The organism is Serratia sp. CY33525 (assembly GCF_052169115.1).
Lineage (GTDB): Bacteria > Pseudomonadota > Gammaproteobacteria > Enterobacterales > Enterobacteriaceae > Serratia > Serratia sarumanii.
Genome location: NZ_JBJNLK010000007.1, coordinates 135,147 through 159,588, shown reverse-complemented (window position 1 = coordinate 159,588; position 24,442 = coordinate 135,147). Strand labels below are relative to the sequence as shown.

The 24,442-nt window shown below is 61.0% G+C and carries 24 protein-coding genes; 14 read left to right on the top strand and 10 right to left on the bottom strand.

From position 1 onward, the window contains the following. Window positions 1-229 precede the first annotated feature (229 nt). Window positions 230-1,546, top strand: coding sequence for a branched-chain amino acid transport system II carrier protein (gene brnQ, locus ACJ8IM_RS17790; protein WP_033653282.1), 1,317 nt, complete (start codon window positions 230-232; stop codon window positions 1,544-1,546). 73 nt (window positions 1,547-1,619) lie between these two features. Further along, window positions 1,620-3,026 (top strand): proline-specific permease ProY, encoded by a 1,407-nt coding sequence (gene proY / locus ACJ8IM_RS17785; protein WP_033653281.1) that lies wholly within the window; start codon window positions 1,620-1,622, stop codon window positions 3,024-3,026. Window positions 3,027-3,072: 46 nt separating this feature from the next. Here proY and ACJ8IM_RS17780 read toward each other — a convergent pair whose 3' ends face one another. The 4 genes from ACJ8IM_RS17780 to ACJ8IM_RS17765 all read right to left on the bottom strand — a co-directional run bounded on the left by ACJ8IM_RS17780 (window position 3,073) and on the right by ACJ8IM_RS17765 (window position 5,382). Continuing rightward, on the bottom strand, window positions 3,073-3,360 hold the full coding sequence (locus ACJ8IM_RS17780) for a HigA family addiction module antitoxin (protein WP_033653280.1): 288 nt from the start codon (window positions 3,358-3,360) through the stop codon (window positions 3,073-3,075). Next, complete coding sequence (locus tag ACJ8IM_RS17775; protein WP_019454217.1) at window positions 3,360-3,638, bottom strand: type II toxin-antitoxin system RelE/ParE family toxin; 279 nt, start codon at window positions 3,636-3,638, stop codon at window positions 3,360-3,362. The genes ACJ8IM_RS17780 and ACJ8IM_RS17775 overlap by 1 nt, the downstream gene beginning before the upstream one ends. Before the next feature lie 85 nt (window positions 3,639-3,723). Beyond that, window positions 3,724-3,993 (bottom strand): hypothetical protein, encoded by a 270-nt coding sequence (locus ACJ8IM_RS17770; RefSeq protein ID WP_033653279.1) that lies wholly within the window; start codon window positions 3,991-3,993, stop codon window positions 3,724-3,726. A 132-nt stretch (window positions 3,994-4,125) separates the two neighbouring features. After that, entirely contained in the window at window positions 4,126-5,382 is a 1,257-nt protein-coding gene (locus tag ACJ8IM_RS17765) for a mechanosensitive ion channel family protein (protein ID WP_033637290.1), read from the bottom strand. Window positions 5,383-5,628: 246 nt separating this feature from the next. On the opposite strand from ACJ8IM_RS17765, the gene malZ reads away from it, so the two are divergent. Continuing rightward, window positions 5,629-7,452 carry a maltodextrin glucosidase gene (gene malZ / locus ACJ8IM_RS17760; protein ID WP_033653277.1) on the top strand — a complete coding sequence of 608 codons (1,824 nt, stop codon included), beginning with the start codon at window positions 5,629-5,631 and terminating at the stop codon, window positions 7,450-7,452. A 53-nt stretch (window positions 7,453-7,505) separates the two neighbouring features. Here malZ and ggt read toward each other — a convergent pair whose 3' ends face one another. The 3 genes from ggt to ACJ8IM_RS17745 all read right to left on the bottom strand — a co-directional run bounded on the left by ggt (window position 7,506) and on the right by ACJ8IM_RS17745 (window position 10,917). Continuing rightward, on the bottom strand, window positions 7,506-9,269 hold the full coding sequence (gene ggt / locus ACJ8IM_RS17755) for a gamma-glutamyltransferase (protein ID WP_033637292.1): 1,764 nt from the start codon (window positions 9,267-9,269) through the stop codon (window positions 7,506-7,508). Between the two features lie 234 nt (window positions 9,270-9,503). Next, window positions 9,504-10,106 carry a peroxiredoxin C gene (locus ACJ8IM_RS17750; protein WP_019454212.1) on the bottom strand — a complete coding sequence of 201 codons (603 nt, stop codon included), beginning with the start codon at window positions 10,104-10,106 and terminating at the stop codon, window positions 9,504-9,506. A gap of 229 nt (window positions 10,107-10,335) precedes the next feature. Continuing rightward, a complete protein-coding gene (locus tag ACJ8IM_RS17745) occupies window positions 10,336-10,917 on the bottom strand; it encodes an ACP phosphodiesterase (protein ID WP_033647323.1) in 582 nt (193 codons plus the stop codon). Window positions 10,918-11,037: 120 nt separating this feature from the next. Here ACJ8IM_RS17745 and queA point away from each other — a divergent pair, with 120 nt between their 5' ends. The 5 genes from queA to secF all read left to right on the top strand — a co-directional run bounded on the left by queA (window position 11,038) and on the right by secF (window position 16,522). Next, window positions 11,038-12,108 carry a tRNA preQ1(34) S-adenosylmethionine ribosyltransferase-isomerase QueA gene (gene queA, locus ACJ8IM_RS17740; protein WP_004940394.1) on the top strand — a complete coding sequence of 357 codons (1,071 nt, stop codon included), beginning with the start codon at window positions 11,038-11,040 and terminating at the stop codon, window positions 12,106-12,108. A 72-nt stretch (window positions 12,109-12,180) separates the two neighbouring features. After that, entirely contained in the window at window positions 12,181-13,305 is a 1,125-nt protein-coding gene (gene tgt / locus ACJ8IM_RS17735; RefSeq protein WP_033653276.1) for a tRNA guanosine(34) transglycosylase Tgt, read from the top strand. 33 nt (window positions 13,306-13,338) lie between these two features. Then, window positions 13,339-13,671, top strand: a complete 333-nt coding sequence (gene yajC, locus ACJ8IM_RS17730; protein ID WP_004940391.1) for a preprotein translocase subunit YajC — start codon at window positions 13,339-13,341, stop codon at window positions 13,669-13,671. Window positions 13,672-13,695: 24 nt separating this feature from the next. Further along, on the top strand, window positions 13,696-15,543 hold the full coding sequence (gene secD / locus ACJ8IM_RS17725; protein ID WP_072008390.1) for a protein translocase subunit SecD: 1,848 nt from the start codon (window positions 13,696-13,698) through the stop codon (window positions 15,541-15,543). Window positions 15,544-15,553: 10 nt separating this feature from the next. Further along, entirely contained in the window at window positions 15,554-16,522 is a 969-nt protein-coding gene (secF, locus tag ACJ8IM_RS17720; RefSeq protein ID WP_019454209.1) for a protein translocase subunit SecF, read from the top strand. Between the two features lie 64 nt (window positions 16,523-16,586). On the opposite strand, the gene ACJ8IM_RS17715 is transcribed toward secF, so the two are convergent. Then, window positions 16,587-17,147, bottom strand: coding sequence for a DUF3251 domain-containing protein (locus tag ACJ8IM_RS17715; protein WP_101455745.1), 561 nt, complete (start codon window positions 17,145-17,147; stop codon window positions 16,587-16,589). Window positions 17,148-17,322: 175 nt separating this feature from the next. Here ACJ8IM_RS17715 and nrdR point away from each other — a divergent pair, with 175 nt between their 5' ends. From nrdR to pgpA, 6 genes are all read left to right on the top strand, one after another. Then, window positions 17,323-17,772 carry a transcriptional regulator NrdR gene (nrdR, locus tag ACJ8IM_RS17710; protein ID WP_004940387.1) on the top strand — a complete coding sequence of 150 codons (450 nt, stop codon included), beginning with the start codon at window positions 17,323-17,325 and terminating at the stop codon, window positions 17,770-17,772. Window positions 17,773-17,782: 10 nt separating this feature from the next. Further along, on the top strand, window positions 17,783-18,892 hold the full coding sequence (gene ribD / locus ACJ8IM_RS17705; RefSeq protein ID WP_101455746.1) for a bifunctional diaminohydroxyphosphoribosylaminopyrimidine deaminase/5-amino-6-(5-phosphoribosylamino)uracil reductase RibD: 1,110 nt from the start codon (window positions 17,783-17,785) through the stop codon (window positions 18,890-18,892). A 107-nt stretch (window positions 18,893-18,999) separates the two neighbouring features. Further along, a complete protein-coding gene (gene ribH / locus ACJ8IM_RS17700) occupies window positions 19,000-19,470 on the top strand; it encodes a 6,7-dimethyl-8-ribityllumazine synthase (protein WP_033637299.1) in 471 nt (156 codons plus the stop codon). A gap of 20 nt (window positions 19,471-19,490) precedes the next feature. Then, complete coding sequence (gene nusB, locus ACJ8IM_RS17695) at window positions 19,491-19,907, top strand: transcription antitermination factor NusB (protein WP_004940384.1); 417 nt, start codon at window positions 19,491-19,493, stop codon at window positions 19,905-19,907. A gap of 51 nt (window positions 19,908-19,958) precedes the next feature. Further along, window positions 19,959-20,951, top strand: a complete 993-nt coding sequence (gene thiL / locus ACJ8IM_RS17690; RefSeq protein WP_033637301.1) for a thiamine-phosphate kinase — start codon at window positions 19,959-19,961, stop codon at window positions 20,949-20,951. Next, window positions 20,944-21,438 (top strand): phosphatidylglycerophosphatase A, encoded by a 495-nt coding sequence (pgpA, locus tag ACJ8IM_RS17685; protein WP_033653272.1) that lies wholly within the window; start codon window positions 20,944-20,946, stop codon window positions 21,436-21,438. Before thiL ends, pgpA begins: the two co-directional genes overlap by 8 nt. Window positions 21,439-21,470: 32 nt before the next feature. Here pgpA and ACJ8IM_RS17680 read toward each other — a convergent pair whose 3' ends face one another. Both ACJ8IM_RS17680 and dxs read right to left on the bottom strand, forming a co-directional pair. Continuing rightward, a complete protein-coding gene (locus ACJ8IM_RS17680; RefSeq protein ID WP_033653271.1) occupies window positions 21,471-22,445 on the bottom strand; it encodes an aldo/keto reductase in 975 nt (324 codons plus the stop codon). A 108-nt stretch (window positions 22,446-22,553) separates the two neighbouring features. Continuing rightward, on the bottom strand, window positions 22,554-24,419 hold the full coding sequence (gene dxs, locus ACJ8IM_RS17675; RefSeq protein ID WP_033637303.1) for a 1-deoxy-D-xylulose-5-phosphate synthase: 1,866 nt from the start codon (window positions 24,417-24,419) through the stop codon (window positions 22,554-22,556). Window positions 24,420-24,442: the final 23 nt, after the last annotated feature.

Here is a 24,442-nt window from a genome sequence, read left to right as displayed (position 1 = left end):
CGTTTACCTTAGCCCTCGTTGTCGGATTAAACCTCCATTTTTATAACTCCTAAAATTTTGCCCATCTTCATGAGCGGCCACTTTCGAATAGGGACATAAACGCCGGATCGACTGCGTTTAGGATGCTTATTTGGCGCTGCGACGATCGGGCATGCCGGCAACCGGTGGGGCGTCACGCCACCACGCTATCGGACAATTTTTTTCATTTGAACAGGCAACACGACATCGTATGAGTCATCGTTTAACGTCAAAAGATATCCTGGCACTGGGCTTCATGACCTTTGCCTTATTCGTTGGGGCTGGGAACATCATCTTCCCGCCGATGGTCGGCTTGCAGTCCGGTGAACACGTCTGGATCGCGGCGCTGGGCTTCCTGATCACCGCCGTCGGTCTGCCGGTCATCACCGTCATCGCGCTGGCGCGCGTCGGCGGCGGCATCGATGCCCTCAGTTCGCCGATCGGCCGCGGCGCCGGCCTGCTGCTGGCGACCGTCTGCTACCTGGCCGTCGGCCCGCTGTTCGCCACGCCGCGCACCGCCACCGTGTCCTTTGAAGTGGGCATCGCCCCGCTGACCGGCGACGGCGCCATGCCGCTGTTCATCTACAGCCTGGTGTACTTCGCGCTGGTGATCGGCATCTCCCTGTATCCGGGCCGCCTGCTCGACACCGTCGGCCATGTGCTGGCGCCGCTGAAGATTGTGGCGTTAGGCGTACTGGGCATCGCCGCGCTGCTGTGGCCTGCCGGCGCGCCGATTCCGGCGACGGCGGCTTACCAGAGCGTGCCTTTCTCTTCCGGCTTCGTTAACGGCTACCTGACCATGGATACGCTGGGCGCGCTGGTATTCGGCATCGTTATCGTCAACGCGGCGCGCTCGCGCGGCGTGAAAGACGCCGGTCTGTTGACCCGCTACACCATCTTGGCCGGTTTGATCGCCGGCGTGGGCCTGACGCTGGTTTACCTGAGCCTGTTCAAGCTGGGCTCCGGCAGCGGCGCGCTGGTGCCGGACGCCACCAACGGCGCGGTGATCCTGCACGCTTACGTTCAGAACACCTTCGGCGGCCTGGGCAGCTTCTTCCTGGCGGCGCTGATCTTCATCGCCTGTATGGTGACCGCGGTAGGCCTGACCTGCGCCTGCGCCGAGTTCTTCGCGCAATACCTGCCGTTCTCGTACAAGACGCTGGTGTTTATCCTGGGCCTGTTCTCGATGGTGGTGTCCAACCTCGGCCTGAGCCACCTGATCCAGATCTCCATTCCGGTGCTGACCGCGATTTACCCGCCGTGCATCGTGCTGGTGGTGCTGAGCTTCACCCTGCGTTGGTGGCACAGTGCCCCGCGCATCATCGCGCCGGTGATGCTTGTCAGCCTGTTGTTTGGTATCCTTGACGCGGTGAAAGCCTCCAGTTTCCAGCAGCTGCTGCCGGCCTGGACCACTCACCTGCCGCTGGCGGAGCAGGGGTTGGCATGGTTGCCGCCTTCGCTGCTGATGCTGGTGCTGGTCGCGATTTATGATCGGGTGTGCACGCGTTCCCAAGTGACCGCGCACTGATAATCCCCCGGCTTAATCCAGGGCCACGGACATGTCCGTGGCTTTTTTACGTTTAAAACTATGGGTCATTTTCATGCAACAACAGTCACCCACCACTGCCCCCGACAATAAGCTGAAACGCGGCCTCAGTACGCGTCATATCCGCTTTATGGCACTGGGATCGGCCATCGGCACCGGGTTGTTCTACGGCTCGGCGGACGCCATCAAAATGGCCGGCCCGAGCGTGCTGCTGGCTTACCTGATCGGCGGCATCGTGGCCTTTATCATCATGCGCGCCCTGGGGGAGATGTCGGTCAACAACCCGCAGGCCAGCTCGTTTTCCCGCTATGCGCAGGACTACCTCGGCCCGATGGCGGGTTACATCACCGGCTGGACCTACTGCTTTGAAATCCTGATCGTCGCCATCGCCGACGTGACCGCCTTCGGCATCTATATGGGGGTCTGGTTCCCGGAAGTGCCGCACTGGATCTGGGTGCTGAGCGTGGTGCTGATCATCGGCGCCATCAACCTGATGAGCGTCAAGGTGTTCGGCGAGCTGGAATTCTGGTTCTCGTTCTTCAAAGTCGCCACCATCATCATCATGATCGTGGCCGGCATCGGCATCATCATCTGGGGCATCGGCAACGGCGGGCAACCGACCGGCATTCATAACCTGTGGTCGAACGGCGGCTTCTTCAGCAACGGTTTTATCGGCATGATCCTGTCGCTGCAGCTGGTGATGTTCGCTTACGGCGGCATTGAAATCATCGGCATCACCGCCGGCGAAGCCAAAGATCCGAAAAAATCGATTCCGAAGGCCATCAACTCGGTGCCGTGGCGCATTCTGGTGTTCTACGTCGGCACGCTGTTCGTCATCATGTCTATCTACCCGTGGAACCAGGTGGGCACCAACGGCAGCCCGTTCGTGCTGACCTTCCAGCATATGGGCATCACCGTGGCGGCAGGTATCCTCAACTTCGTGGTGATTACCGCTTCGCTGTCGGCGATCAACAGCGACGTGTTCGGCGTCGGCCGCATGCTGCACGGCATGGCCGAGCAGGGCCATGCGCCGAAGATGTTCAGCAAGGTGTCGAAGCGCGGCATTCCCTGGGTGACGGTGGTGGTGATGATGCTGGCGCTGCTGCTGGCGGTATACCTCAACTACATCATGCCGGAGAGCGTGTTCCTGGTGATCGCGTCCCTGGCGACCTTCGCCACCGTGTGGGTGTGGATCATGATCCTGTTCTCCCAAATCGCCTTCCGCCGCAGCCTGAGCAAAGAGCAGGTGAAGCAGCTGGCGTTCCCGCTGCGCGGTGGGGTGTTCACCTCGGTGGTGGCGATCGTGTTCCTGGTGTTCATCATCGGCCTGATCGGCTACTTCCCGACCACGCGCGTCTCGCTGTACGCCGGCCTGGTCTGGGTGGTATTGCTGCTGGCGGGATACTGGTTCAAGGTCAACCATCAGAAAAAACGCGCGCCGCTGGCGACGCAGCAAGACTGAATGGAAAAACACCGGCTAAGGCCGGTGTTTTTTTTAGGAGCAGGCGTCAAGCGAAGTCCAGCTTGCGCAGTTTGGAAACGTCGATGCACTGCCTGGCCTGCCACAGATCGTAAGCATCCTGCATGCCCATCCAAACCTGTTCGGAACTGCCTATCACGATGGACAGGCGGATGGCCATTTCCGGCGAGATATCGGACTTTCCGCTGATCAGGCGTTGAACCGTGGAGGGCGCGACGTCCAGCGCTTTAGCCAGCGCACGCGCGCTGAGATTCAGCGTTTCCATGGTTTCTTTGATCAACTCGCCAGGATGAGGGGGATTATGCATGCGGTTCATTAGTGATAGTCCTCATAATTCACGATATAAACATCACCCTCGACCAGTTCAAACGTGATACGCCAGTTGCCGGTTACGGTGACGGACCATTGCCCGCTGCGAGCGCCCGTTAGCGGGTGCAAGAAGAAGCCGGGCAGATCTACGTCATCAATCACTTTCGCCAGATCCAGCACGCTCAGCCGCAGCGCGATTTTCTTCGCCTGCTTGGCGTCGATACCCGCCGTTGAACCGGTTTCGAAAAACTTTTTGAGTCCCTTATGCTTGAAGCTTCTTATCATCCTGACGGCTCCATGAGTGTTGCGCTATACGCATCATAGCCAGGTGTTGCGTATGGCGCAACAAGATGGGGCGTTTTTTAACCTATTATGCCGGGCGTTTGTCTTCCGCTTCATCCTCCCCGGCGACGCGCGCTTCGATACGCATGTCGCCGCCGTTAAGGCGTTCCTCCTCTTCCTCGCCGGCGCAGCGCGCCAGCACCTCGCGAATGTCTTGCATATTGCTGCTCAGGGCGCTCAGCGAAGGTTGCAGGTTGCGGGGCATGCGGCTTTCGTCCAGCGAAGCGCTGTGCAGGCAGCCGATAAACAGCAGGGTGGCCATCAGGGTAAACAGCCGGTGACGTAAGCGTTTCAGCAAGGGCTTTCCCTCTCGGTGGTGAAGGTGATGGCGCATTAACGCCGTTTTCACCGGGGAAAAGAAGGGGATGGAGATATCTGCTGGCAATTGAAAGAACATCATTACCAGCAGACACAGTTACGTCAGCCGACGTCAGGAAGCGTTGGCGTTTTGTAGCAGCATGCCGCGCAGGTCATTGCCGGTTGGCGTTTGATGCACGCGCAGGCCGAACTCGTCGATCACCGCCAGAATATGATCGAAAATATCCGCCTGAATGCTTTCATACTCCGCCCAGACCGTGGTGTTGGTGAAGGCGTAGATTTCAAGCGGCAGGCCTTCCGGCGTCGGCGCCAGCTGGCGCACCATCAGCGTCATGTTCTGGTGAATGCGCGGGTGAGCGCGCAGGTAGGCTTCCAGATAGGCGCGCAGCGTGCCGAGGTTGGTCAGGCGGCGGCCGTTGAGCGGCGAGGCCAGATCGATGGCAATCTCCTGATTGTGCCGGCTCAGCTCCTGGGTTTTATCGTTCAGGTAGCTGTGCAGCAGCGGGTTGCGCTGCAGGCGGCGCTGTTCCTCTTCCGACAGGAAGTGCACGCTGCCGGTGTCGATATTCAGGCTGCGCTTGATGCGGCGCCCGCCGGATTCCGACATCGACCGCCAGTTTTTGAACGAGTCGGAGATCAGCGCGTAGGTGGGAATGGTGGTGACGGTGTTGTCCCAGTTACGCACTTTGACCGTGGTCAGGCCGATGTCGGTGACCGCGCCGTCGGCGCCGTATTTCGGCATTTCCAGCCAGTCGCCGATCTTCAGCATATCGTTGGCGGAGAGCTGGATGCCGGCCACCAGGCCGAGGATCGGATCCTTGAACACCAACATCAGGACCGCGGTCATGGCGCCCAGGCCGCTGAGCAGCAGCAGCGGCGATTTGCCCATCAGCAGCGAAACGATCATGATGCCAATCAGGATCGCCGCCACCAGTTTCAGGCCCTGGAAAATGCCGCGCAGCGGCAGCTGATTGGAGATCGGGCTTTGGCGCAGCAGCGCCAGCAGCGTATCCAGCAGCGAGAACAGCGACAGCAGGGTGAAGGCGAGGATCCACACCTGTGCGGCGGTGACGATCACCGCCTGGGTCTGGCTGCCGCTCTGTAACCACAGCGTCGCCTGGATGCTGATGATCACCCCTTGCAGCAGCAGCGCCACGCGCTGGAACAGTTTGTATTGGGTGATGGCCTGTTGCCAGACGCGCTGCGATTGCTGGCCGCGGCGCTGAAGGGCGGCCAGCACCACCCGGTGCAGCACCAGGTGGATCGCGACCGAGATCAGGACAATCAACCCCAATACCATCAACAGCGACATCACTCCGCCGAATTCCAAACCAAACTGTTCCAGCCAGCGCGTTATCTGTTGTTGCATTCCCGCTCCTTAAAAAATGCGCAAAAAATATCCTGTAAACTTAAAACGCGTTAGCCTAAGGGGTAACGTGCAGGATTTGTACCTGTTTACCTTTTTTTACATCGGGTTAGCGTTATTTTTCGGTCTCCGCCCCCCGGCTCATCCCCGGGTTTTGCGGCCAGAGAGGAGGGGGAGTTGCACTTAACGTGGCATTGTTCGCTTCTTGAAGAACGCCGTCGATTTCGTTTGGTACAGCAGGAGAACAGTATGCTTAACGCCTGGCATCAACCGGTCCCGCCTTTTGTGGTGAAGCAAGGGCAACGTTTGGATATCACGCTGTGGTTACAGGGGGATGAACTGCCGGAACGGGTGTTTTTGCGCGCCGAACCGGACAACGAAGAGTGGCTGCTGGCGATGAAAGCGCAGCGCCACGAGGGGATGCGGCGCTACCAGGCCAGCCTGACGCTGAATGAGGGCGAGCCGACGCGGCGTTACTGCTTCAAGCTGCTGTGGGCCGATCGCCAGCAGTGGTTCGGGCCGCAGGGCTGGTCGCCAACGCCGCCGGGGCAGCTGGCGCAGTTCGCCGTCGACGAACCTGACAACGGCCCCGAGTGGGTGGCGGATCAGCTGTTCTATCAGATTTTCCCCGATCGCTTCGCCAGCAGCGGCGGCGAGCACGGCATCCAGAGCGGCAGCTACCGCCATCACGCGGCCGGCGCCGAGGTGATTCGGCGCGACTGGCAGCACCCGCTGGAGGATCGCCACGCCGCCTCGACCTTTTACGGCGGCGATCTGGACGGCATCGGCGCCAAACTGCCGTATTTGCAGCAGCTGGGGGTGACGGCGCTGTACCTGAACCCGATTTTTACCGCACCGAGCGTGCATAAGTACGATACCGAGGACTATTACCAGGTCGATCCGCACTTCGGCGGCAACGCGGCGCTGCAGCGTTTGCGAGTGAGCACTCACAAGGTGGGCATGAAACTGGTGCTGGACGGGGTATTCAACCACACCGGCGACTCACATCCGTGGTTCGACCGCCATCGTCAGGGCGAAAACGGCGCCTGTCACCACCCCGATTCGCCGTATCGCGGCTGGTTCAACTTTTACCCGGACGGCCGCGCGCTCGACTGGAAGGGCAACGCCAGCCTGCCGAAGCTCAACTTCGCCGAGCCGCAGGTGGCGGAAGCGATCTATCGCGGGGAAGGCAGCGTGGTGCGCCACTGGCTGCGCCCGCCGTACAGCATCGACGGTTGGCGGCTGGACGTGGTGCACATGCTGGGGGAGAACGGCGGCGCCACCGGCAACCTGCACCACCTGGCTGGCATCTATCAGGCGGTGAAGCAGGAGAATCCGCAGGCCTACGTATTGGGCGAGCACTTCGGCGACGCGCGCCGCTGGCTGCACGCCGGCGTGGAGGATGCGGCGATGAACTACATGGGCTTCGCGCTGCCGGTGCGGGCGTTCTTGGCGGGGCTGGACGTAGCCTATCACCCGGTGCGGCTGGACGCCGCCGGGTGCGCGCAGTGGATGGACGGCTACCGCGCCGGGTTGCCGCACGGCCGCCAGCTGATCCAGTTCAACCAACTGGACAGCCACGATACCGCGCGTTTTCTCACGCTGTTGCAGGGGAACGCGGCGCGCATGCAGATGGCGGCGGTGTGGTTGCTGAGCTGGATAGGCGTGCCTTGCCTCTATTACGGCGATGAGATTGGTCTGGACGGCGGCAACGATCCGTTCTGCCGCAAGCCGTTCCCGTGGGACGTCGGCGACTGGGACCGGCCGTTGCTGGCGCTGTTCCAGCGCATGGCGGCGCTGCGTAAACAGAGCGTGGCATTGCGCCGCGGCGGTTGTCAGGTGCTGTACGCCAGCGGGGAAACGCTGGTGTTCGTGCGCCTGTATCAGCAGGAGCAGGTGTTGGTGGCGCTGCAGCGCGACGGCAGCGGCCAGGCGCAGCTGCCTTACAACCCGCTGTTGGCGCGCGGCCCGTGGCGGCGTGTGGAAGGGCGGGGAGAGTTGAGCGAAACGGCAGGCGGGCTGCGCCTGCAGCTGGCGGAAGAGACGGCCACCGTGTGGCGCTGTGAAGGCTAAAGACACTGCGGGGGCCGAAGGGCCCCCACGATAAAGGTGAGTAGGCGTTTACATCAGTAACCGACCGCAGAACCTGCCGGGCGACGCACGTCGTTGGCGCCGTACAGATAGCCTTCGCGCACCTTGCCGGAAACCGCCGAGTCGTTGCCGGAGTTGGCCGGGCTGACGCCCGCCGCGCCCGGCAAGCCGACCAGAATCAGTTCGGCGGCGCCCCACGGCGTTTGCTCGACCATCTTATAGCCCATGCCGCTCAGCAGCTTCAGCGTATCGGCGGAAACGCCGCGCTGTTCGTAGTACACCTCATCCGGCAACCATTGGTGATGGATGCGCGGTGCGTCCACCGCTTCCTGCGGCGCCATGCCGTGGTCGATCACGTTCAACGCGGTCTGCAGGGTGATGGTGATGATGCGCGAACCGCCCGGCGAGCCCAGCACCATAAAGATCTTGTTGTCCTTGGTCACCAGCGTCGGGCTCATCGACGATAGTGGGCGCTTACCGGGGGCAATGCTGTTGGCGGTGCCCTGCACCAGCCCGTACAGGTTTTTCTCGCCCACTTTGACCGTAAAGTCGTCCATCTCGTCGTTGAGGAAGAAGCCGGTGCCCGGTGCGATCACCACGGCGCCGAAGCGGCCGTTGACGGTATAGGTGGTGGAGACCGCGTTGCCGTCGTGATCGACGATCGAATAGTGGGTGGTTTCCGGTTTTTCATGCGGTTCCATGCCGGGCTGCACGTTTTCCGACGGCGTGGCCTTGTCCGCGACGATTTTCTTGCGGATCTGCTCGGCGTAGCTCTTGCTCACCAGCCGGTCGATCGGGTTCTTGATGAATTCCGGGTCGCCGAGGTAGGTGTTGCGGTCCATGTAGGCATGGCGCATCGCTTCGGTCATGGTGTGAATGGCCGCCGCCGAGTTGAAGCCCATGCTTTTCAGGTCGTAGCCTTCCACCACGTTGAGGATTTCGCACAGCGTCACGCCGCCGGAGCTGGGAGGCGGCGCCGACACGAACTTGTAGCCGCGATAGCTGCAGGTAATCGGCGGCGTTTCGGTGACCTTGTAATTGGCGAAGTCGGCGGCGGTCAAGATACCGCCGCCCTGTTTGGCCGCCGCCTCCACCGCCTGCGGGATCTTGCCTTTATAGAAGGCGTCGGTTCCCCCTTTGGCGATGGCTTCCAGCGTATTGGCCAGATCGGTTTGCACCAGTTTGTCCCCCGGCTGCAGCGGGCTGCCGTCCGGGCGCAGGAAGATTTTGGCCGACTCGGGATCCTGTTTGAAGCGCGCGACGGTGGTGTCGAGGATATCGGTATCGGCGCGGGTCAGCACAAAGCCTTCGCGCGCCAGCCTGATCGCCGGCGCCAGCACCTGTTCACGGCTCAGCTTGCCGTACTTCTCACGCGCGGTTTCCATCCCCAGCACGGTGCCCGGCACGCCCGCCGCCAGATAGCCGTACAGGCTGGCGTCTTTCTTCACCTTGCCGTCGGCATCCAGATACATGTTGGCGCTGGCCGCCGCCGGCGCGGTTTCACGGAAGTTGATGAAGGTGTCGGTGCCGTCCGCCAGGTGAACGGTCATAAAGCCGCCTCCGCCGATGTTGCCGCAGCAGGGGTTAACCACCGCCTGCGCATAGCCCACCGCCACGGCGGCGTCGATGGCGTTGCCGCCCATCTTCAGGATATCCACGCCGACCTGCGAGGCCAGGTGCTGCGAGGTGACCACCATGCCGTTTTTGGCTTCCACCGCGGGGTTGGATGCCGCATACAGGCTGCCGCTGACCAGCAGCGCCGCCATGGTCAGGGGTTTGCTCCATTTCTGTAAAAACATAGTTATTCCTACCCTGTCAGTTTTTTATTGTGTTGTGTTTGCTTGCCGCTGTTCGCTTGCAAAGCGCGAGCCAGCGTTATTGATAGTAGCCGCAGATGGGCGCACGCGCGGCGAGCAGGGTGGGAAATGTGAGCGGAAACAGGGAAATAAAGCACTGAAGGTGGGCGGTCTGCCCCATAAAGGGGCATAAAAAAACCGGCCGCGTGGGCCGGTTGATTCACTATCAGGCTGAAATTACAGCTTGGCAGCGTTTTCAGACAGGTATTTTGCAACGCCGTCTGGGGAAGCGCCCATACCTGCTTTGCCTTTTTCCCACTGAGCCGGGCACACTTCACCGTGCTCTTCGTGGAATTGCAGCGCATCAACGGTACGGATCATTTCGTCGATGTTACGGCCGATTGGCAGGTCGTTAACAACCTGAGCACGCACGATGCCGTCTTTGTCGATCAGGAAGGAGCCGCGCAGCGCAACGCCGGCTTCCGGGTGTTCGATGCCGTAAGCTTTCTGAATTTCACGCTTGATGTCAGCAACCATTGCGTATTTCACTTCACCGATGCCGCCTTTGTCGACAGGGGTTTTACGCCATGCGTTGTGAACGAACTCTGAGTCGAAGGAAACGCCAACCACTTCAACGCCACGCTTCTGGAACTCTTCATAGCGGTGATCGAAAGCGATCAGCTCGGAAGGGCATACGAAGGTGAAGTCCATTGGCCAGAAGAACAGGACGGCCGGTTTGCCGTTCAGGTGCTTCTTCAGGTTGAAGTTTTCAACGATTTCGCCGCTACCCAGTACGGCAGCTGCAGTGAAGTCAGGGGCTTGACGAGTTACCAGGACCATAATTACTCCTGTAATAGGTGTTAAAGGGTGGATGTAAAAACAAGGGCCAGTATAGGGGCCGCGACTTGGTGAATAAAGGGTAAAAGACCAATCGATGAGATAGCTTTCACCTATCAAAGTCGTTGATATAATTTAGCGAGCTTTAAAAATAACCTTTTCCCACAAAAGGGCAAGCGGCAAAACGTAAATTCTTGCAAGGCGTTGCAATTTCAAGGGCTTGAGCTTGACCTCAGAGCGCTTTGTCCTTCGCCTGCCGCATCATTTGCGGGTAAAACTGCCAGAACTGTGTTTCAAGCTGATGATAATGTTGCTCGACGTCGGCGAACGAACCGGCCAGCGCCTCGAGGCGCGGGCGGCGGCTGGCCATGCCCTGCAGCACCCGGGCGATGAACGGCAATTCGGCGTAGCGCTCCAGCCAGCGTTCCTGCCACAGGTAGCCGTTCAGGTTCTGAAAGCGCGGCGGCGTGAGCGGCAGAAAAGGTTCGATCTGGCTGCGGGCTTCCTGGGTAAACTGGTGCAGGTCGCGCGAAGGCTCGAGCTGCTGCCAGTGGCGCGCCAGAAAATGGTCCCACACCACGTCGAGGGTGATCGGCGCCACGCGGCGGTAGGGGGCGCTGAAATAGTCGCGGCTGGCTTTGACCTGCGGCAGGCTGTCGGTCAGCACGTCGACGCGGCGGTGCATCATGATGCCGGCCACCACCTCAGGCTGGTAGTCGGCGGCGGGGTTGCCGCGCACGAAATCGGCCAGCAGGTTGCCCAGCAGCGAGCTGTCCGCCAGCATGGCCAGGTGAAGATGAGCGAGAAAATTCATCCCTCAACTATACCCGAAGTCAGGCAAATCCTCCTTATTTCTTGCCGCTGACCGCCCCCGGCTTTAGACTAGGCCGCCTGTTTTTTACCAACCAGCCCTAAATTGAAGAAGTGAATACCCATGCGCGTCGCTGATTTTTCGTTTGAACTTCCCGAATCCCTGATTGCCCACTATCCCCAGGCCGAACGCAGCGCATGCCGCCTGCTGCAGCTGGACGGGCCGAGCGGGGCGCTGACGCACGGCGTATTCACCGATCTGCTGGATAAGCTGGAAGCCGGCGACCTGCTGGTGTTCAACAATACCCGCGTGATCCCGGCGCGCATGTTCGGCCGCAAGGTCAGCGGCGGCAAGATTGAGGTGCTGGTGGAGCGCGTGCTGGACGACCATCGCGTGCTGGCGCACGTGCGCGCGTCGAAAGCGCCGAAGCCGGGCGCCGAGCTGCTGTTGGGGGATGACGAGAGCATCGCCGCCACCATGGTGGCGCGCCACGAGACGCTGTTCGAGCTGCGCTTCAACGACGAGCGCGACGTGTTCACTATCCTCAACGCCGCCGGCCACATGCCGCTGCCGCCTTATATCGCCCGCCCGGATGAAGACGCCGACCGCGAGCTGTATCAGACGGTCTACAGCGAGAAGCCCGGCGCGGTTGCCGCGCCGACCGCCGGCCTGCACTTCGACGAACCGCTGCTGGCGGCGCTGCGCGCCAAGGGCGTGGAAATGGCGTTCGTGACGCTGCACGTCGGCGCCGGCACCTTCCAGCCGGTGCGCGTGGAAACCATCGAAGATCACGTGATGCACGCCGAATACGCCGAAGTGCCGCAGGAGGTGGTCGATGCGGTGCTGGCCTGCAAGGCGCGCGGCAAACGCGTCGTAGCGGTGGGCACCACCTCGGTGCGCTCGCTGGAAAGCGCCGCGGCGGCCAGCAAAGAAGCGCTGATTGCGCCGTTCTTCGGCGACACCAGCATCTTTATCTATCCGGGCTATCACTATCAGGTGATCGACGCGCTGGTGACCAATTTCCACCTGCCGGAATCGACCCTGATCATGCTGGTGTCGGCCTTCGCCGGCTATAAAAATACCATGAACGCCTATCAGCAGGCGGTGGCCGAGCAGTATCGCTTTTTCAGCTACGGCGATGCGATGTTCATCAGCCGTAACCCGCAGGCGGAAAACGAGTCCGTCGGCGGTTAATTTCCCGGGCTGCGCGCACGGCGCGGCCCCGTTTCAACGACATCAGACTGTTTCTCTGATGCTGGAGGTTTTGTGAAGTACGAACTACAAACTATCGATGGCCGCGCGCGTCGCGGCCGCCTGATCTTCGACCGCGGCGTGGTGGAGACCCCGGCCTTTATGCCGGTCGGCACCTACGGCACGGTCAAGGGCATGACGCCGGAAGAAGTGAAAGAAACCGGCGCACAGATCCTGCTGGGCAACACCTTCCACCTGTGGCTGCGCCCGGGCCAGGAGATCATGAAGCTGCACGGCGACCTGCACGATTTCATGCAGTGGCATGGGCCGATCCTTACCGATTCCGGCGGTTTCCAGGTGTTCAGCCTGGGGGCGATGCGCAAGATCAAAGAGGAAGGCGTGTACTTCCGCAACCCGATCAATGGCGACAAGGTGTTCCTGAGCCCGGAAAAATCGATGGAAATCCAGTATGACCTGGGTTCCGACATCGTGATGATCTTCGATGAATGTACGCCGTACCCGGCCGACTGGGACTACGCCAAGCGTTCGATGGAAATGTCGCTGCGCTGGGCGGAGCGCAGCCGCAAGCGATTCGACGAGCTGGAAAATAAAAATGCGCTGTTCGGCATCATTCAGGGCGGCGTTTACGAAGATTTACGTGATGTTTCAGTCAAAGGGCTGGTGGATATCGGCTTTGACGGGTACGCTGTGGGCGGCTTGGCTGTAGGCGAGCCGAAAGAGGATATGCATCGCATTCTTGAACACGTTTGCCCGCAAATTCCGGAAGATAAGCCACGCTATTTGATGGGCGTCGGCAAGCCGGAAGATTTGGTGGAAGGCGTGCGTCGCGGCATCGACATGTTCGACTGCGTCATGCCGACCCGCAACGCCCGCAACGGCCATCTGTTCGTGACTGACGGTGTGGTAAAAATCCGTAATGCCAAGCACAAGGATGATACTTCTCCGCTGGATAAGGACTGTGATTGCTACACCTGTCGCCATTACAGCCGCGCCTACTTGCACCATCTCGACCGTTGCAACGAAATATTGGGTGCTCGACTGAACACGATTCATAACCTGCGTCACTACCAACGCCTGATGGCGGGTTTACGCCAGGCTATCGAAGAGGGTAAATTAGAGCAGTTTGTTGCGGATTTCTATGGTCGGATCGGCAAGCCGATTCCGCCTTTAAACGCTTGATCTAATAATTGATAACTTAATGAGGGAATTTCAATGAGCTTTTTCATTTCTGACGCCGTCGCATCCGCAGGGGCTCCGGCTCAGGGAAGCCCGTACTCTCTGATCATTATGCTGGTGGTGTTCGGCCTGATCTTCTACTTCATGATCCTGCGCCCACAGCAGAAACGCGCTAAAGATCACAAGAAGCTGATGGACTCCATCGGTAAAGGCGACGAAGTGCTGACCACCGGCGGCCTGATCGGTCGCGTGACCAAAGTGGCCGACACCGGCATCATCGCCATCGCGCTGAACGACACCACGGAAGTGATGATCAAGCGTGACTTCGTGGCGGCCGTTCTGCCGAAAGGTACCATGAAGGCCCTGTAATCTTTTTTCCCGAAGGGAATTGCCGTGCTAAACCGTTATCCTTTGTGGAAGTATCTGATGTTGATCGTCGTGATCCTCGTCGGTCTGCTTTATGCGCTTCCCAACATCTACGGTGAGGATCCGGCCGTACAAATCACTGGCGCGCGCGGCGTCGCCGCCAGTGAAACTACGCTGGACCAGGTCCGTACCGTATTAGAAAAAGACAACATCGCGAGCAAGTCGATTGCGCTGGAAAATGGCGCCATCCTGGCTCGCTTTAAAGATCCTGACGTTCAGCTGCGCGCCCGCGAAGCGCTGGTGACCGAGCTGGGTGACAAATTCGTCGTGGCGCTGAACCTGGCGCCGGCCACGCCGACCTGGCTGGCCATGCTGGGCGCAGAGCCGATGAAACTCGGCCTGGACCTGCGCGGCGGCGTACACTTCCTGATGGAAGTGGACATGGACACCGCGTTGAGCAAGCTGCAGGAACAGACCATGGATACCCTGCGCAGCGAGCTGCGCGAGAAGGGCATTCCTTACGCGTCTATCCGCAAGCTGGACAACAACGGCGTGGAAGTTCGCTTCCGCGACAATGCGGCCCGTGACCAGGCCATCAGCTACATCGGCCCGCGTCAGCGCGATCTGGTGCTGTCCGCCAACGGCGCCAACACCATGAAAGCCAGCCTGACGGACGCCCGTCTGAGCGAAGCGCGCGAATACGCCGTCCAGCAAAACATCACTATCCTGCGTAACCGCGTCAACCAGCTCGGCGTCGCCGAACCGCTGGTGCAGCGCCAGGGCGCCGACCGCATCGTGGTCGAGTTGCCGGGTATTCAGGACACCGCGCGCGCCAAAGAAATTCTGGGCGCCACCGCGACCCTCGAATTCCGTCTGGTGAACACCAATGCGGACGCCACTGCGGCGGCCAACGGCCGCGTGCCGGGCGACTCCGAGGTGAAATACACCCGTGACGGCCAGCCGATCGTGCTGTACAAGCGCGTGATCCTGACCGGTGATCACATCACTGACTCCACCTCGAGCACCGACGAATACAACCAGCCGCAGGTTAACATCTCGCTGGACAGCGCCGGCGGCACGTCCATGTCCAACTTCACCAAGGACAACATCGGCAAGCCGATGGCGACCCTGTTCGTGGAGTATAAGGACAGCGGCAAGAAAGACGCCAACGGCCGTGCAGTGCTGGTGAAACAGGAAGAAGTGATCAACGTGGCGAACATTCAGTCGCGTCTGGGCAACAGCTTCCGCATCACCGGTATCGGCAACCCGAACGAAGCGCGTCAGCTTTCGCTGCTGCTGCGTGCGGGCGCGCTGATCGCGCCGATTCAGATCGTCGAAGAGCGCACCATCGGCCCGACCCTGGGTCAGCAGAACATCACCCAGGGTCTGGAAGCCTGTCTGTGGGGCCTGGTGGCGTCCATCGTCTTCATGGTGGTCTGGTATCGTAAGTTCGGCGTGATCGCCACCACGGCGCTGGTCGCCAACCTGGTGCTGATCGTCGGCGTGATGTCCCTGTTGCCGGGGGCGACGCTGACCATGCCGGGCATTGCCGGGATCGTGTTGACGCTGGCGGTGGCGGTCGACGCCAACGTACTGATTAACGAACGTATCAAGGAAGAGCTGAAGAACGGCAGGTCCGTTCAGCAGGCGATCCATGAGGGCTATAAAGGCGCGTTCTCCAGTATCGTTGACGCCAACATCACCACGCTGATCACCGCGATCATCCTGTACGCAGTCGGCACCGGTTCGATCAAAGGCTTTGCGATCACCACCGCTATCGGTGTGGCGACGTCCATGTTCACCGCGATTGTCGGTACCCGTGCCATCGTCAACCTGCTTTACGGCGGCAAACGCATTAACAAGCTGTCTATCTGAGGAGTGCGTTGTGGCACAGGATTATACTGTTGAGCAACTCAACTACGGCCGTAAAGTCTACGACTTTATGCGCTGGGACTACGTGGCCTTCGGCATCTCGTTGGTGCTGTTGGTCGCGTCGATCGCCACCATGTCGGTGCGCGGGTTTAACTGGGGTCTGGATTTCACCGGCGGTACGGTGATTGAAATCAACCTGGAAAAACCGGCTAATCTCGACCTGATGCGCGATACGCTGGAGAAGGCCGGGTTCCAGGATCCGATCATCCAGAACTTCGGCAGCAGCCGCGACGTGATGGTGCGCATGCCACCGGCGACCGGCACCGCAGGCCAGGAACTGGGCAACAAGGTGATCGGCGTGATCAACGACTCGGTGGATAAAAACGCCACCGTGAAGCGCATCGAGTTCGTCGGCCCGAGCGTGGGCAGCGAGCTGGCGCAAACCGGCGGCATGGCGCTGCTGGTGGCGTTGATCTGTATCCTGATCTACGTCGGTTTCCGCTTCGAATGGCGCCTGGCGCTGGGGGCGGTTATCGCGCTGGCGCACGACGTGATCATCACGCTGGGTGTGCTGTCGCTGTTCCACATTGAGATTGACCTGACCATCGTCGCGTCCCTGATGTCGGTTATCGGCTACTCGCTGAACGACAGCATCGTGGTTTCCGACCGTATTCGTGAGAACTTCCGCAAGATCCGCCGCGGTACGCCTTACGAGATCATGAACGTGTCGTTGACCCAGACGCTGAGCCGTACGCTGATGACTTCCGGGACCACCCTGATGGTGGTGCTGATGCTGTACATCTTCGGTGGCGCGATGCTGCAAGGCTTCTCGCTGGCGATGCTGATCGGCGTGTCGATCGGTACCGTCTCCTCGATCTACGTCGCGTCCGCGCTGGCGTTGAAGCTGGGGATGAAACGCGAACACATGCTGCAGCAAAAAGTGGAAAAAGAGGGCGCAGATCAGCCTTCGATTCTGCCTTAACAACCGCAGTATTCAGCGATATGAGAAGGAGCGCCGATGGCGCTCCTTTTTTTTGCCTTGGGGATCAGTGCTGCTTCACTACCGCCGGTTGGGCGGTCGAAACCAGACTGTGCAGACGGATATAGCCCAATTGTTCCGGCGTCAGGCCGCTGAAGCGTAGTTCGAAGTCCTGGCCGGGCTTCGGCAGCAGCGAATCGGCGCTGGCGATCGGTTGCGACAGCGCCTCGGCGGTCAACGGCCGGCCGGTGGCGTCGTCCAACTGGCCCCATTCCACCACGGCTTTGAACGGCGGCAGCGTGGCCTGTGAGAGGATGCGTACATGCAGCTGCGCCTGCGTGCCGTTGGCTTCGTTCTTGATGTGGCTCAGCGAAACGCTCAGTTCGCCGATACCGCTCTGCAAACGGGCGGCGCTTCGGGCCGCCGGCAGCAGATAGACGCCATTGTCGGAGTACTGATTGAGCTGATTCTGCCGCTCCAGCGCGGTGGTTTGATCGGTCAGCACGCTCACTTTCTGGTTCAGCGCGGCGACCTGATGGCGCAGCTGGGGCACGGCGGCGTTATGCGCGCAGCCCGCCAGCAACACGGCGGCGGCGAGCAGGGCGATTTTGGGGTAACAGGTTGTCATGACGGCGATTTCCTATGCTGAATCTCCTGTTATCAGCTTAGTCCGCCCGGAGGGGAAAGTCATATCGGCGCCGCTTCCCGGCCGCGTGTCGCAACAAATGGCCGCCGCTCTTTGTTGTGGCTGCACTTCGGGGTAAACTGCATTTATCTATAAAAAACGTTTATCAGGACGTGTTATGCATTGCCCTTTCTGCGCCGCCGTTGATACCAAAGTCATTGATTCCCGCCTGGTGGGGGACGGTTCGCAAGTGCGCCGTCGCCGCCAGTGTCTGGTGTGCAATGAACGCTTCACCACCTTCGAGGTGGCTGAGCTGGTGATGCCGCGAGTGATTAAAAGCGATGAGGTGCGCGAGCCGTTCAACGAAGACAAACTGCGCCGCGGCATGCTGAAAGCGCTGGAAAAGCGCCCGGTAAGCTCGGACGACGTGGAAAACGCCCTTAATCATATCAAATCCCAACTGCGCGCCACCGGCGAACGCGAAGTGCCGACCAAACTGGTGGGCAATCTGGTGATGGACGCGCTGAAAAAGCTGGATAAGGTCGCCTATATTCGCTTCGCGTCGGTGTACCGCAGCTTCGAAGACGTGCGCGAGTTCGGCGAAGAGATCGCCCGCCTGCAAGACTAAAGGATCTTTCATGCATCACGACGAACTTTATATGGCGCGCGCCTTCGAACTGGCGCGGCTGGGGCGTTTTACCACCGCACCCAATCCGAACGTCGGCTGCGTTATCGTGCGCGACGGCGAAATTGTCGGTGAAGGCTATCATCTGCGCGCCGGCGAGCCGCACGCGGAAGTGCACGCGCTGCGCATGGCGGGCGACAAGGCGCGCGGCGCCACCGCCTATGTCACGCTCGAGCCGTGCAGCCATCACGGCCGCACGCCGCCCTGCGCCGATGCGCTGGTGGCCGCCGGCGTAACCCGGGTGGTCGCGGCGATGCAAGATCCCAATCCGCAGGTGGCGGGGCGCGGGCTGTACAAGCTGCAGCAGGCCGGCGTCGAGGTGCGGCACGGCCTGATGCTGGCCGAGGCCGAAGCGGTCAACCTGGGCTTCCTCAAGCGCATGCGCACCGGCTTCCCTTACGTGCAGCTGAAGCTGGGCGCGTCGCTGGACGGCCGCACGGCGATGGCCTCCGGCGAGAGCCAGTGGATCACCTCACCCGAAGCGCGTCAGGACGTGCAGCGCCTGCGCGCGCAGAGCGCCGCCATTCTCAGCACCAGCGCCACCGTGCTGGCGGACGATCCGTCGCTGACGGTGCGTTGGGATGAATTGGACGCCGAGACGCAGCGCCTCTATCCGCGCGACAATCTGCGCCAGCCGCTGCGCATCCTGCTCGACAGCCAAAATCGCATTACTCCGCAGCACCGCGTGGTGCAGCAGCCAGGCGCCACCTGGCTGGCGCGCCTGGAGGCGGATGAACAGGCCTGGCCGCAAGACGTCGAGCAGTTTATCTGCCCGGCGCATGGTGGCGGCGTCGATCTGGTGGTGATGATGATGCTGTTGGCCAAGCGCCAGGTGAATTCAATCTGGGTGGAGGCGGGCGCAACGCTGGCCGGCGCGCTGCTGCAGGCCGGCCTGGTGGATGAGCTCATTTTGTACATCGCGCCGAAACTGTTGGGCGATAATGGCCGTGGCCTGTGCCACCTGCCGGGTCTGGAGCGGTTGGCCGACGCGCCGGAATTCGTCTTTAGCGATGTGCGCCAGGTCGGCTCCGACCTGCGTTTGCGCCTGCGGGCGAAACACTGAATCTCGCGCCCGCGCGCCGGTTTTACAAAAGCGCCGCGCAGGCGATGAAAGAATATGATAGAATCCGCCCCCCTGCGGGGTATTGAACCCATTTTTAAGGAAAGCCCATGAAAGTTATCGAAGGTGTTGTTGCTACTCCAAAGGCCCGTGTGGCGATCGCAATTGCACGTTTTAACAATTTCATCAACGACAGCCTGCTGGAAGGCGCGATCGACGCGTTGAAACGCATTGGTCAGGTTGCTGACGACAACATCACCGTTGTCTGGGTCCCGGGCGCTTACGAGCTGCCGCTGACGGCGAGCGTATTGGCCAAAACCGGCAAATACGACGCGGTTATCGCGCTGGGCACCGTTATCCGTGGGGGCACCGCGCACTTCGAATATGTGGCGGGCGAAGCCAGCTCCGGCATCGGCAACGTTGCGATGAATGCCGAAATCCCGGTTGCTTTTGGCGTGCTGACCACCGAAAGCATCGAGCAGGCGATCGAACGCGCCGGCACCAAAGCGGGCAACAAGGGCGCTGAAGCCGCGCTGACCGCACTTGAAATGATTAATGTTATCAAAGCTATTAAAGCCTGAATTTAGTTAAGGGGAATTCCGTGAAACCTGCTGCTCGTCGCCGCGCTCGTGAGTGCGCTGTTCAAGCGCTTTACTCTTGGCAGTTGTCTAAAAACGACCTTGCCGATGTTGAACACCAGTTCCTGACGGAGCAGGATGTCAAAGATGTTGACGTCGCCTATTTTCGCGAGTTGCTGTCCGGCGCGGCAGTGAATGCAGGTATGCTGGACGAACTGATGGCGCCTTACCTGTCGCGTCAGCTCGAAGAGCTGGGCCAGGTGGAGCGCGCGGTGCTGCGCGTCGCGCTGTTTGAACTGAAAATGCGCGAGGATGTCCCTTACAAGGTGGCGATCAACGAAGCGATCGAACTGGCGAAAACCTTCGGCGCGGAAGACAGCCACAAGTTTGTGAACGGGGTGCTGGATAAAGTGGCGCCAACCCTTCGCAAGAAAAAGTAAAACATTAAGGCCGGCATTCCCGGCCTTAATTTCTTCTAGTGGAATATCGATATGGCATGCGGCGAATTTGACCTCATTGCCCGCTATTTTGACCGGTTCAAGCGTGTGCGCCGGGATGTACAGTTGGGCATTGGAGATGACTGCGCACTGCTGGCAGTGCCGGAAAAACAGCTGGTGGCCGTCAGTACCGATACGCTGGTGGCGGGCGTGCACTTTCTGCCGGACATCGATCCGGCCGATCTCGGCTATAAGGCGTTGGCGGTCAATCTGAGCGATCTGGCGGCGATGGGCGCCGATCCGGCCTGGCTTTCGCTGGCGCTGACCCTGCCTGAAGTGAACGAATCCTGGCTGAAGGCCTTCAGCGACAGCCTGTTCGATCAGCTCAACTATTACGGCATGCAGCTGATCGGCGGCGATACCACGCGCGGGCCGCTGAGCATGACGCTGACCATCCAGGGGCTGATCCCGGCCGGCCGGGCGCTGACCCGCAGCGGCGCGCGCATCGGCGACTGGATCTATGTGACCGGCACGCTGGGCGACAGCGCCGCCGGGTTGGCGATCCTGCAGGATCGTTTGGCGGTGACGGAAACGACGGCGCGCGATTATTTGGTCGCTCGCCATCTGCGGCCGCAGCCGCGGGTGTTGCAGGGGCAGGCGCTGCGCGATCTGGCCAGCTCGGCGATCGACATCTCCGACGGCCTGATTTCCGATCTGAAGCATATCCTTAAGGCCAGCGACTGTGGCGCACGCATCGTGCTGGACGAGCTGCCGATGTCGCAGGCGCTGAGCAGCCACGCCGATGCCGAACAGGCGCTGCGCTGGGCGCTGGCGGGCGGTGAAGATTACGAACTGTGCTTCACCGTGCCGGAGATCAACCGCGGCGCGCTGGAAGTGGCGTTGAGCCACCTCGGGGCCGACTACACCTGTATCGGCCAAATTGGCCCGCTGTCTGAAGGCATCCGCTATTATCGCGACGATGAGGCGGTAGAGCTGGACTGGGCTGGGTTCGATCATTTCAACGCGGAGCCGGGCACCCATGGATGAAGCCAAGCGCCGGCTGCGGATGAGCAATCCGTGGCACCTGCTGGCCACCGGGTTTGGCAGCGGTTTGTCGCCGGTGATGCCGGGCACCATGGGATCGCTGGCGGCGATCCCGTTTTGGCTGCTGCTGCTCCAGCTGCCGTGGCAGCTCTACTCGCTGACGGTGATGTTCAGCATCTGCATCGGCGTCTATATTTGCCACCGCACGGCAAAAGACATGAAGGTGCACGATCACGGCAGCATCGTCTGGGACGAGTTCGTCGGCATGTGGATCACGCTGATGGCGCTGCCGGTCAACGACTGGCGCTGGGTCGCCGCCGGTTTCGTTATCTTCCGCATTCTCGACATGTGGAAGCCGTGGCCGATCCGCTGGTTCGACCGCAACGTGCATGGCGGCATGGGCATCATGGTCGACGATATCATCGCCGGCGTGCTGTCCGCCGGCATCATCTACCTGATTGGGCACCACTGGCCGATCGGGCTGTTCTGACAGACGGGCGCGCCGTTTTGCGCCCGCTTCTCTTATTCAAATCCCGTCACCCGATGCGGCACGTAAGCCGTCTCCAGTTCTGCGACCTCTTGCGGCGACAAACTCAAATCGACCGCGGCGATGGCGTCATCCAACTGCTCGCTGCGTGAAGCGCCGACGATCGGCGCGCTGACCGCCGGCTTGTTCAGCAGCCAGGCCAGCGCGATCTGCGCGCGTGAAACGCCGCGTTCGTCGGCGAGGCTGGCGACGCGCTCGGCGATAATGGCGTCGATGCCTTCAGTTTCCTCGTACAGGCTCTTGCCGAACTGATCGGAAACCAGCCGCGCGGTGGTTTCGCCCCAGGGGCGGGTCAGGCGGCCGCGCGCCAGCGGGCTCCACGGCAGCACGGCGATGCCTTCGGCGGTACACAGCGGATGCATTTCGCGCTCTTCTTCGCGCTGAATCAGGTTGTATTGATCCTGCATGCTAACAAAGCGCGTCCAGCCGTGCAGATCGGCGGTATACAGCGCCTTGGCGAACTGCCAGGCGTACATCGAGGAGGCGCCGATGTAACGCGCCTTGCCGGCTTTCACCACGTCGTGCAGCGCTTCCAGCGTCTCTTCCAGCGGCGTTTCGTAATCCCAGCGGTGGATCTGCAGCAAATCGACATAGTCGGTGCCCAGGCGCCGCAGGCTGTCGTCGATGGATTGCATGATGTTGGCGCGCGACAAACCGCGCTCCAGGTTGCTCAGCGGGAAATACACCTTGGTGGCGACCACTACGTCTTCGCGGCGCGCATAGTCGTGCAGCGCCCGGCCGAGGATCTCCTCGCTGCTGCCGTCGGAATAGCTGTTGGCGGTATCGAAAAAGTTGATGCCGGCTTCCAGCGCCTGTTTCAGCAGCGGGCGGCTGCTCTCTTCCGGCAGCGTCCAGGCGTGATTGCCGCGGTTCGGTTCGCCGTAGGTCATGCAACCCAGGCAGATGCGCGAGACGTTCAGATCGGTGTTGCCCAGTTTCAGGTACTTCATGCTTGCCTCCCATTCGAAAGCTCAGACAGTAACTGTAGCGCGGATCCCGGAGGGCGGAAACGAAAACGCCCCCGAGAGCGGAGGCGTTTTTTCAGGCGCGAGTGGCGATTACTGCGCCAGCCAGGTTTCGATTTGGCGCTGAATGCCGGCGGCGTCCAGCCCCAGATCGGCGCGCAGTTCTTCCTGGCTGCCCTGCGAGACAAAGCTGTCCGGCAGGCCGAGGTTCAGCACCGGCACCGGACGGCGTTTGGCCATCAGCAGTTCGTTGACGCCGCTGCCGGCGCCGCCCATGATGGCGTTCTCTTCCAGCGTGACCAGCGTTTCATGGCTGGCGGCCAGTTCGAGCACCAGCTGCTCGTCCAGCGGTTTGACGAAGCGCATGTCGACCAGCGTGGCGTTGAGCGCCTCCGCCGCTTGCGCGGCCTCCGGCAGCAGGGTGCCGAAGTTGAGAATGGCGATCTTTTCCCCCTGGCGGCGCACCACGCCTTTGCCGATCGGCAGCAGGTTGAGCGGCTCCAGCGCCGCGCCGGTACCCGTGCCGCGCGGATAGCGCACGGCGCTCGGGCCGTCGTTGTAGTGATAGCCGGTGTACAGCATCTGGCGGCATTCGTTCTCGTCGCTCGGCGTCATGATCACCATGGTCGGGATGCAGCGCATGAACGACAGATCGAACGCCCCCTGGTGAGTCTGGCCGTCGGCACCGACGATGCCGCCGCGATCGATGGCGAACATCACCGGCAGGTTTTGGATCGCCACATCGTGGATCAACTGATCGTAGGCGCGTTGCAGGAAGGTGGAATAGATCGCTACCACCGGCTTGTAGCCGCCGATCGCCAGCCCGGCGGCGAAGGTGACCGCATGCTGCTCGGCAATCGCCACGTCGAAATATTGCTGCGGGTAGTCACGAGAGAACTGCACCATGCCGGAGCCTTCGCGCATCGCCGGCGTGATCGCCATCAGCGAGCTGTCTTTGGCGGCGGTTTCACACAGCCAGTCGCCGAAGATTTTCGAATAGGTCGGCAGACCGCCGGCGCTTTTCGGCAGCGTGCCGCTGGCGGGATCGAACTTCGGCACCGCGTGGAAGCTGATCGGATCTTTCTCCGCCGGCGCGTAACCGCGGCCTTTCTTGGTCATGATGTGCAATAGCTGCGGGCCTTTCAGATCGCGCATGTTTTTCAACGTGGCAACCAGCCCCTGCACGTCGTGCCCGTCTACCGGGCCGATATAGTTAAAGCCCAGCTCTTCGAACAGCGTACCCGGCACCACCATGCCTTTCAGGTGCTCTTCGGTGCGTTTCACCAGCTCCTTGATCGGCGGCACGCCGGCCAGCACTTTCTTGCCGCCTTCGCGCAGGGTGGAGTAAAGCTTGCCGGACAGCAGCTGCGCCAGGTGGTTGTTCAGCGCGCCGACGTTTTCCGAGATCGACATCTCGTTATCGTTCAGCACCACCAGCATGTCCGGGTTGATGTCGCCGGCGTGGTTCATCGCTTCGAAAGCCATGCCGGCGGTGATGGCGCCGTCGCCGATCACGCACACCGTGCGGCGGCCTTTGCCTTCACGTTCCGCCGCCACCGCCATGCCGAGGCCGGCGCTGATCGAGGTCGACGAGTGGCCGACCGACAGCACGTCGTATTCGCTTTCGGCGCGCCACGGGAAGGGGTGCAGGCCGTTCTTTTGCCGAATGGTGGCGATACGGTCGCGGCGGCCGGTCAGAATTTTGTGCGGGTAGGCCTGGTGGCCGACGTCCCACACCAGATGATCGAACGGCGTGTTGTAGACGAAATGCAACGCCACCGTCAGTTCGACGGTACCCAGCCCGGAGGCAAAGTGGCCGCTGGAGCGACTGACGCTGTTCAGCAGGTATTGCCGCAGCTCATCACACAGCTTCGGCAAGCTCTCTTTGGGCAGTGAGCGGAGTTCCTCGGGGTTTTCCGCTAGCGCCAGGGTTGGGTATTTGGCTATATCAAGACTCATTCGATACTCATATCAGAGGAGTT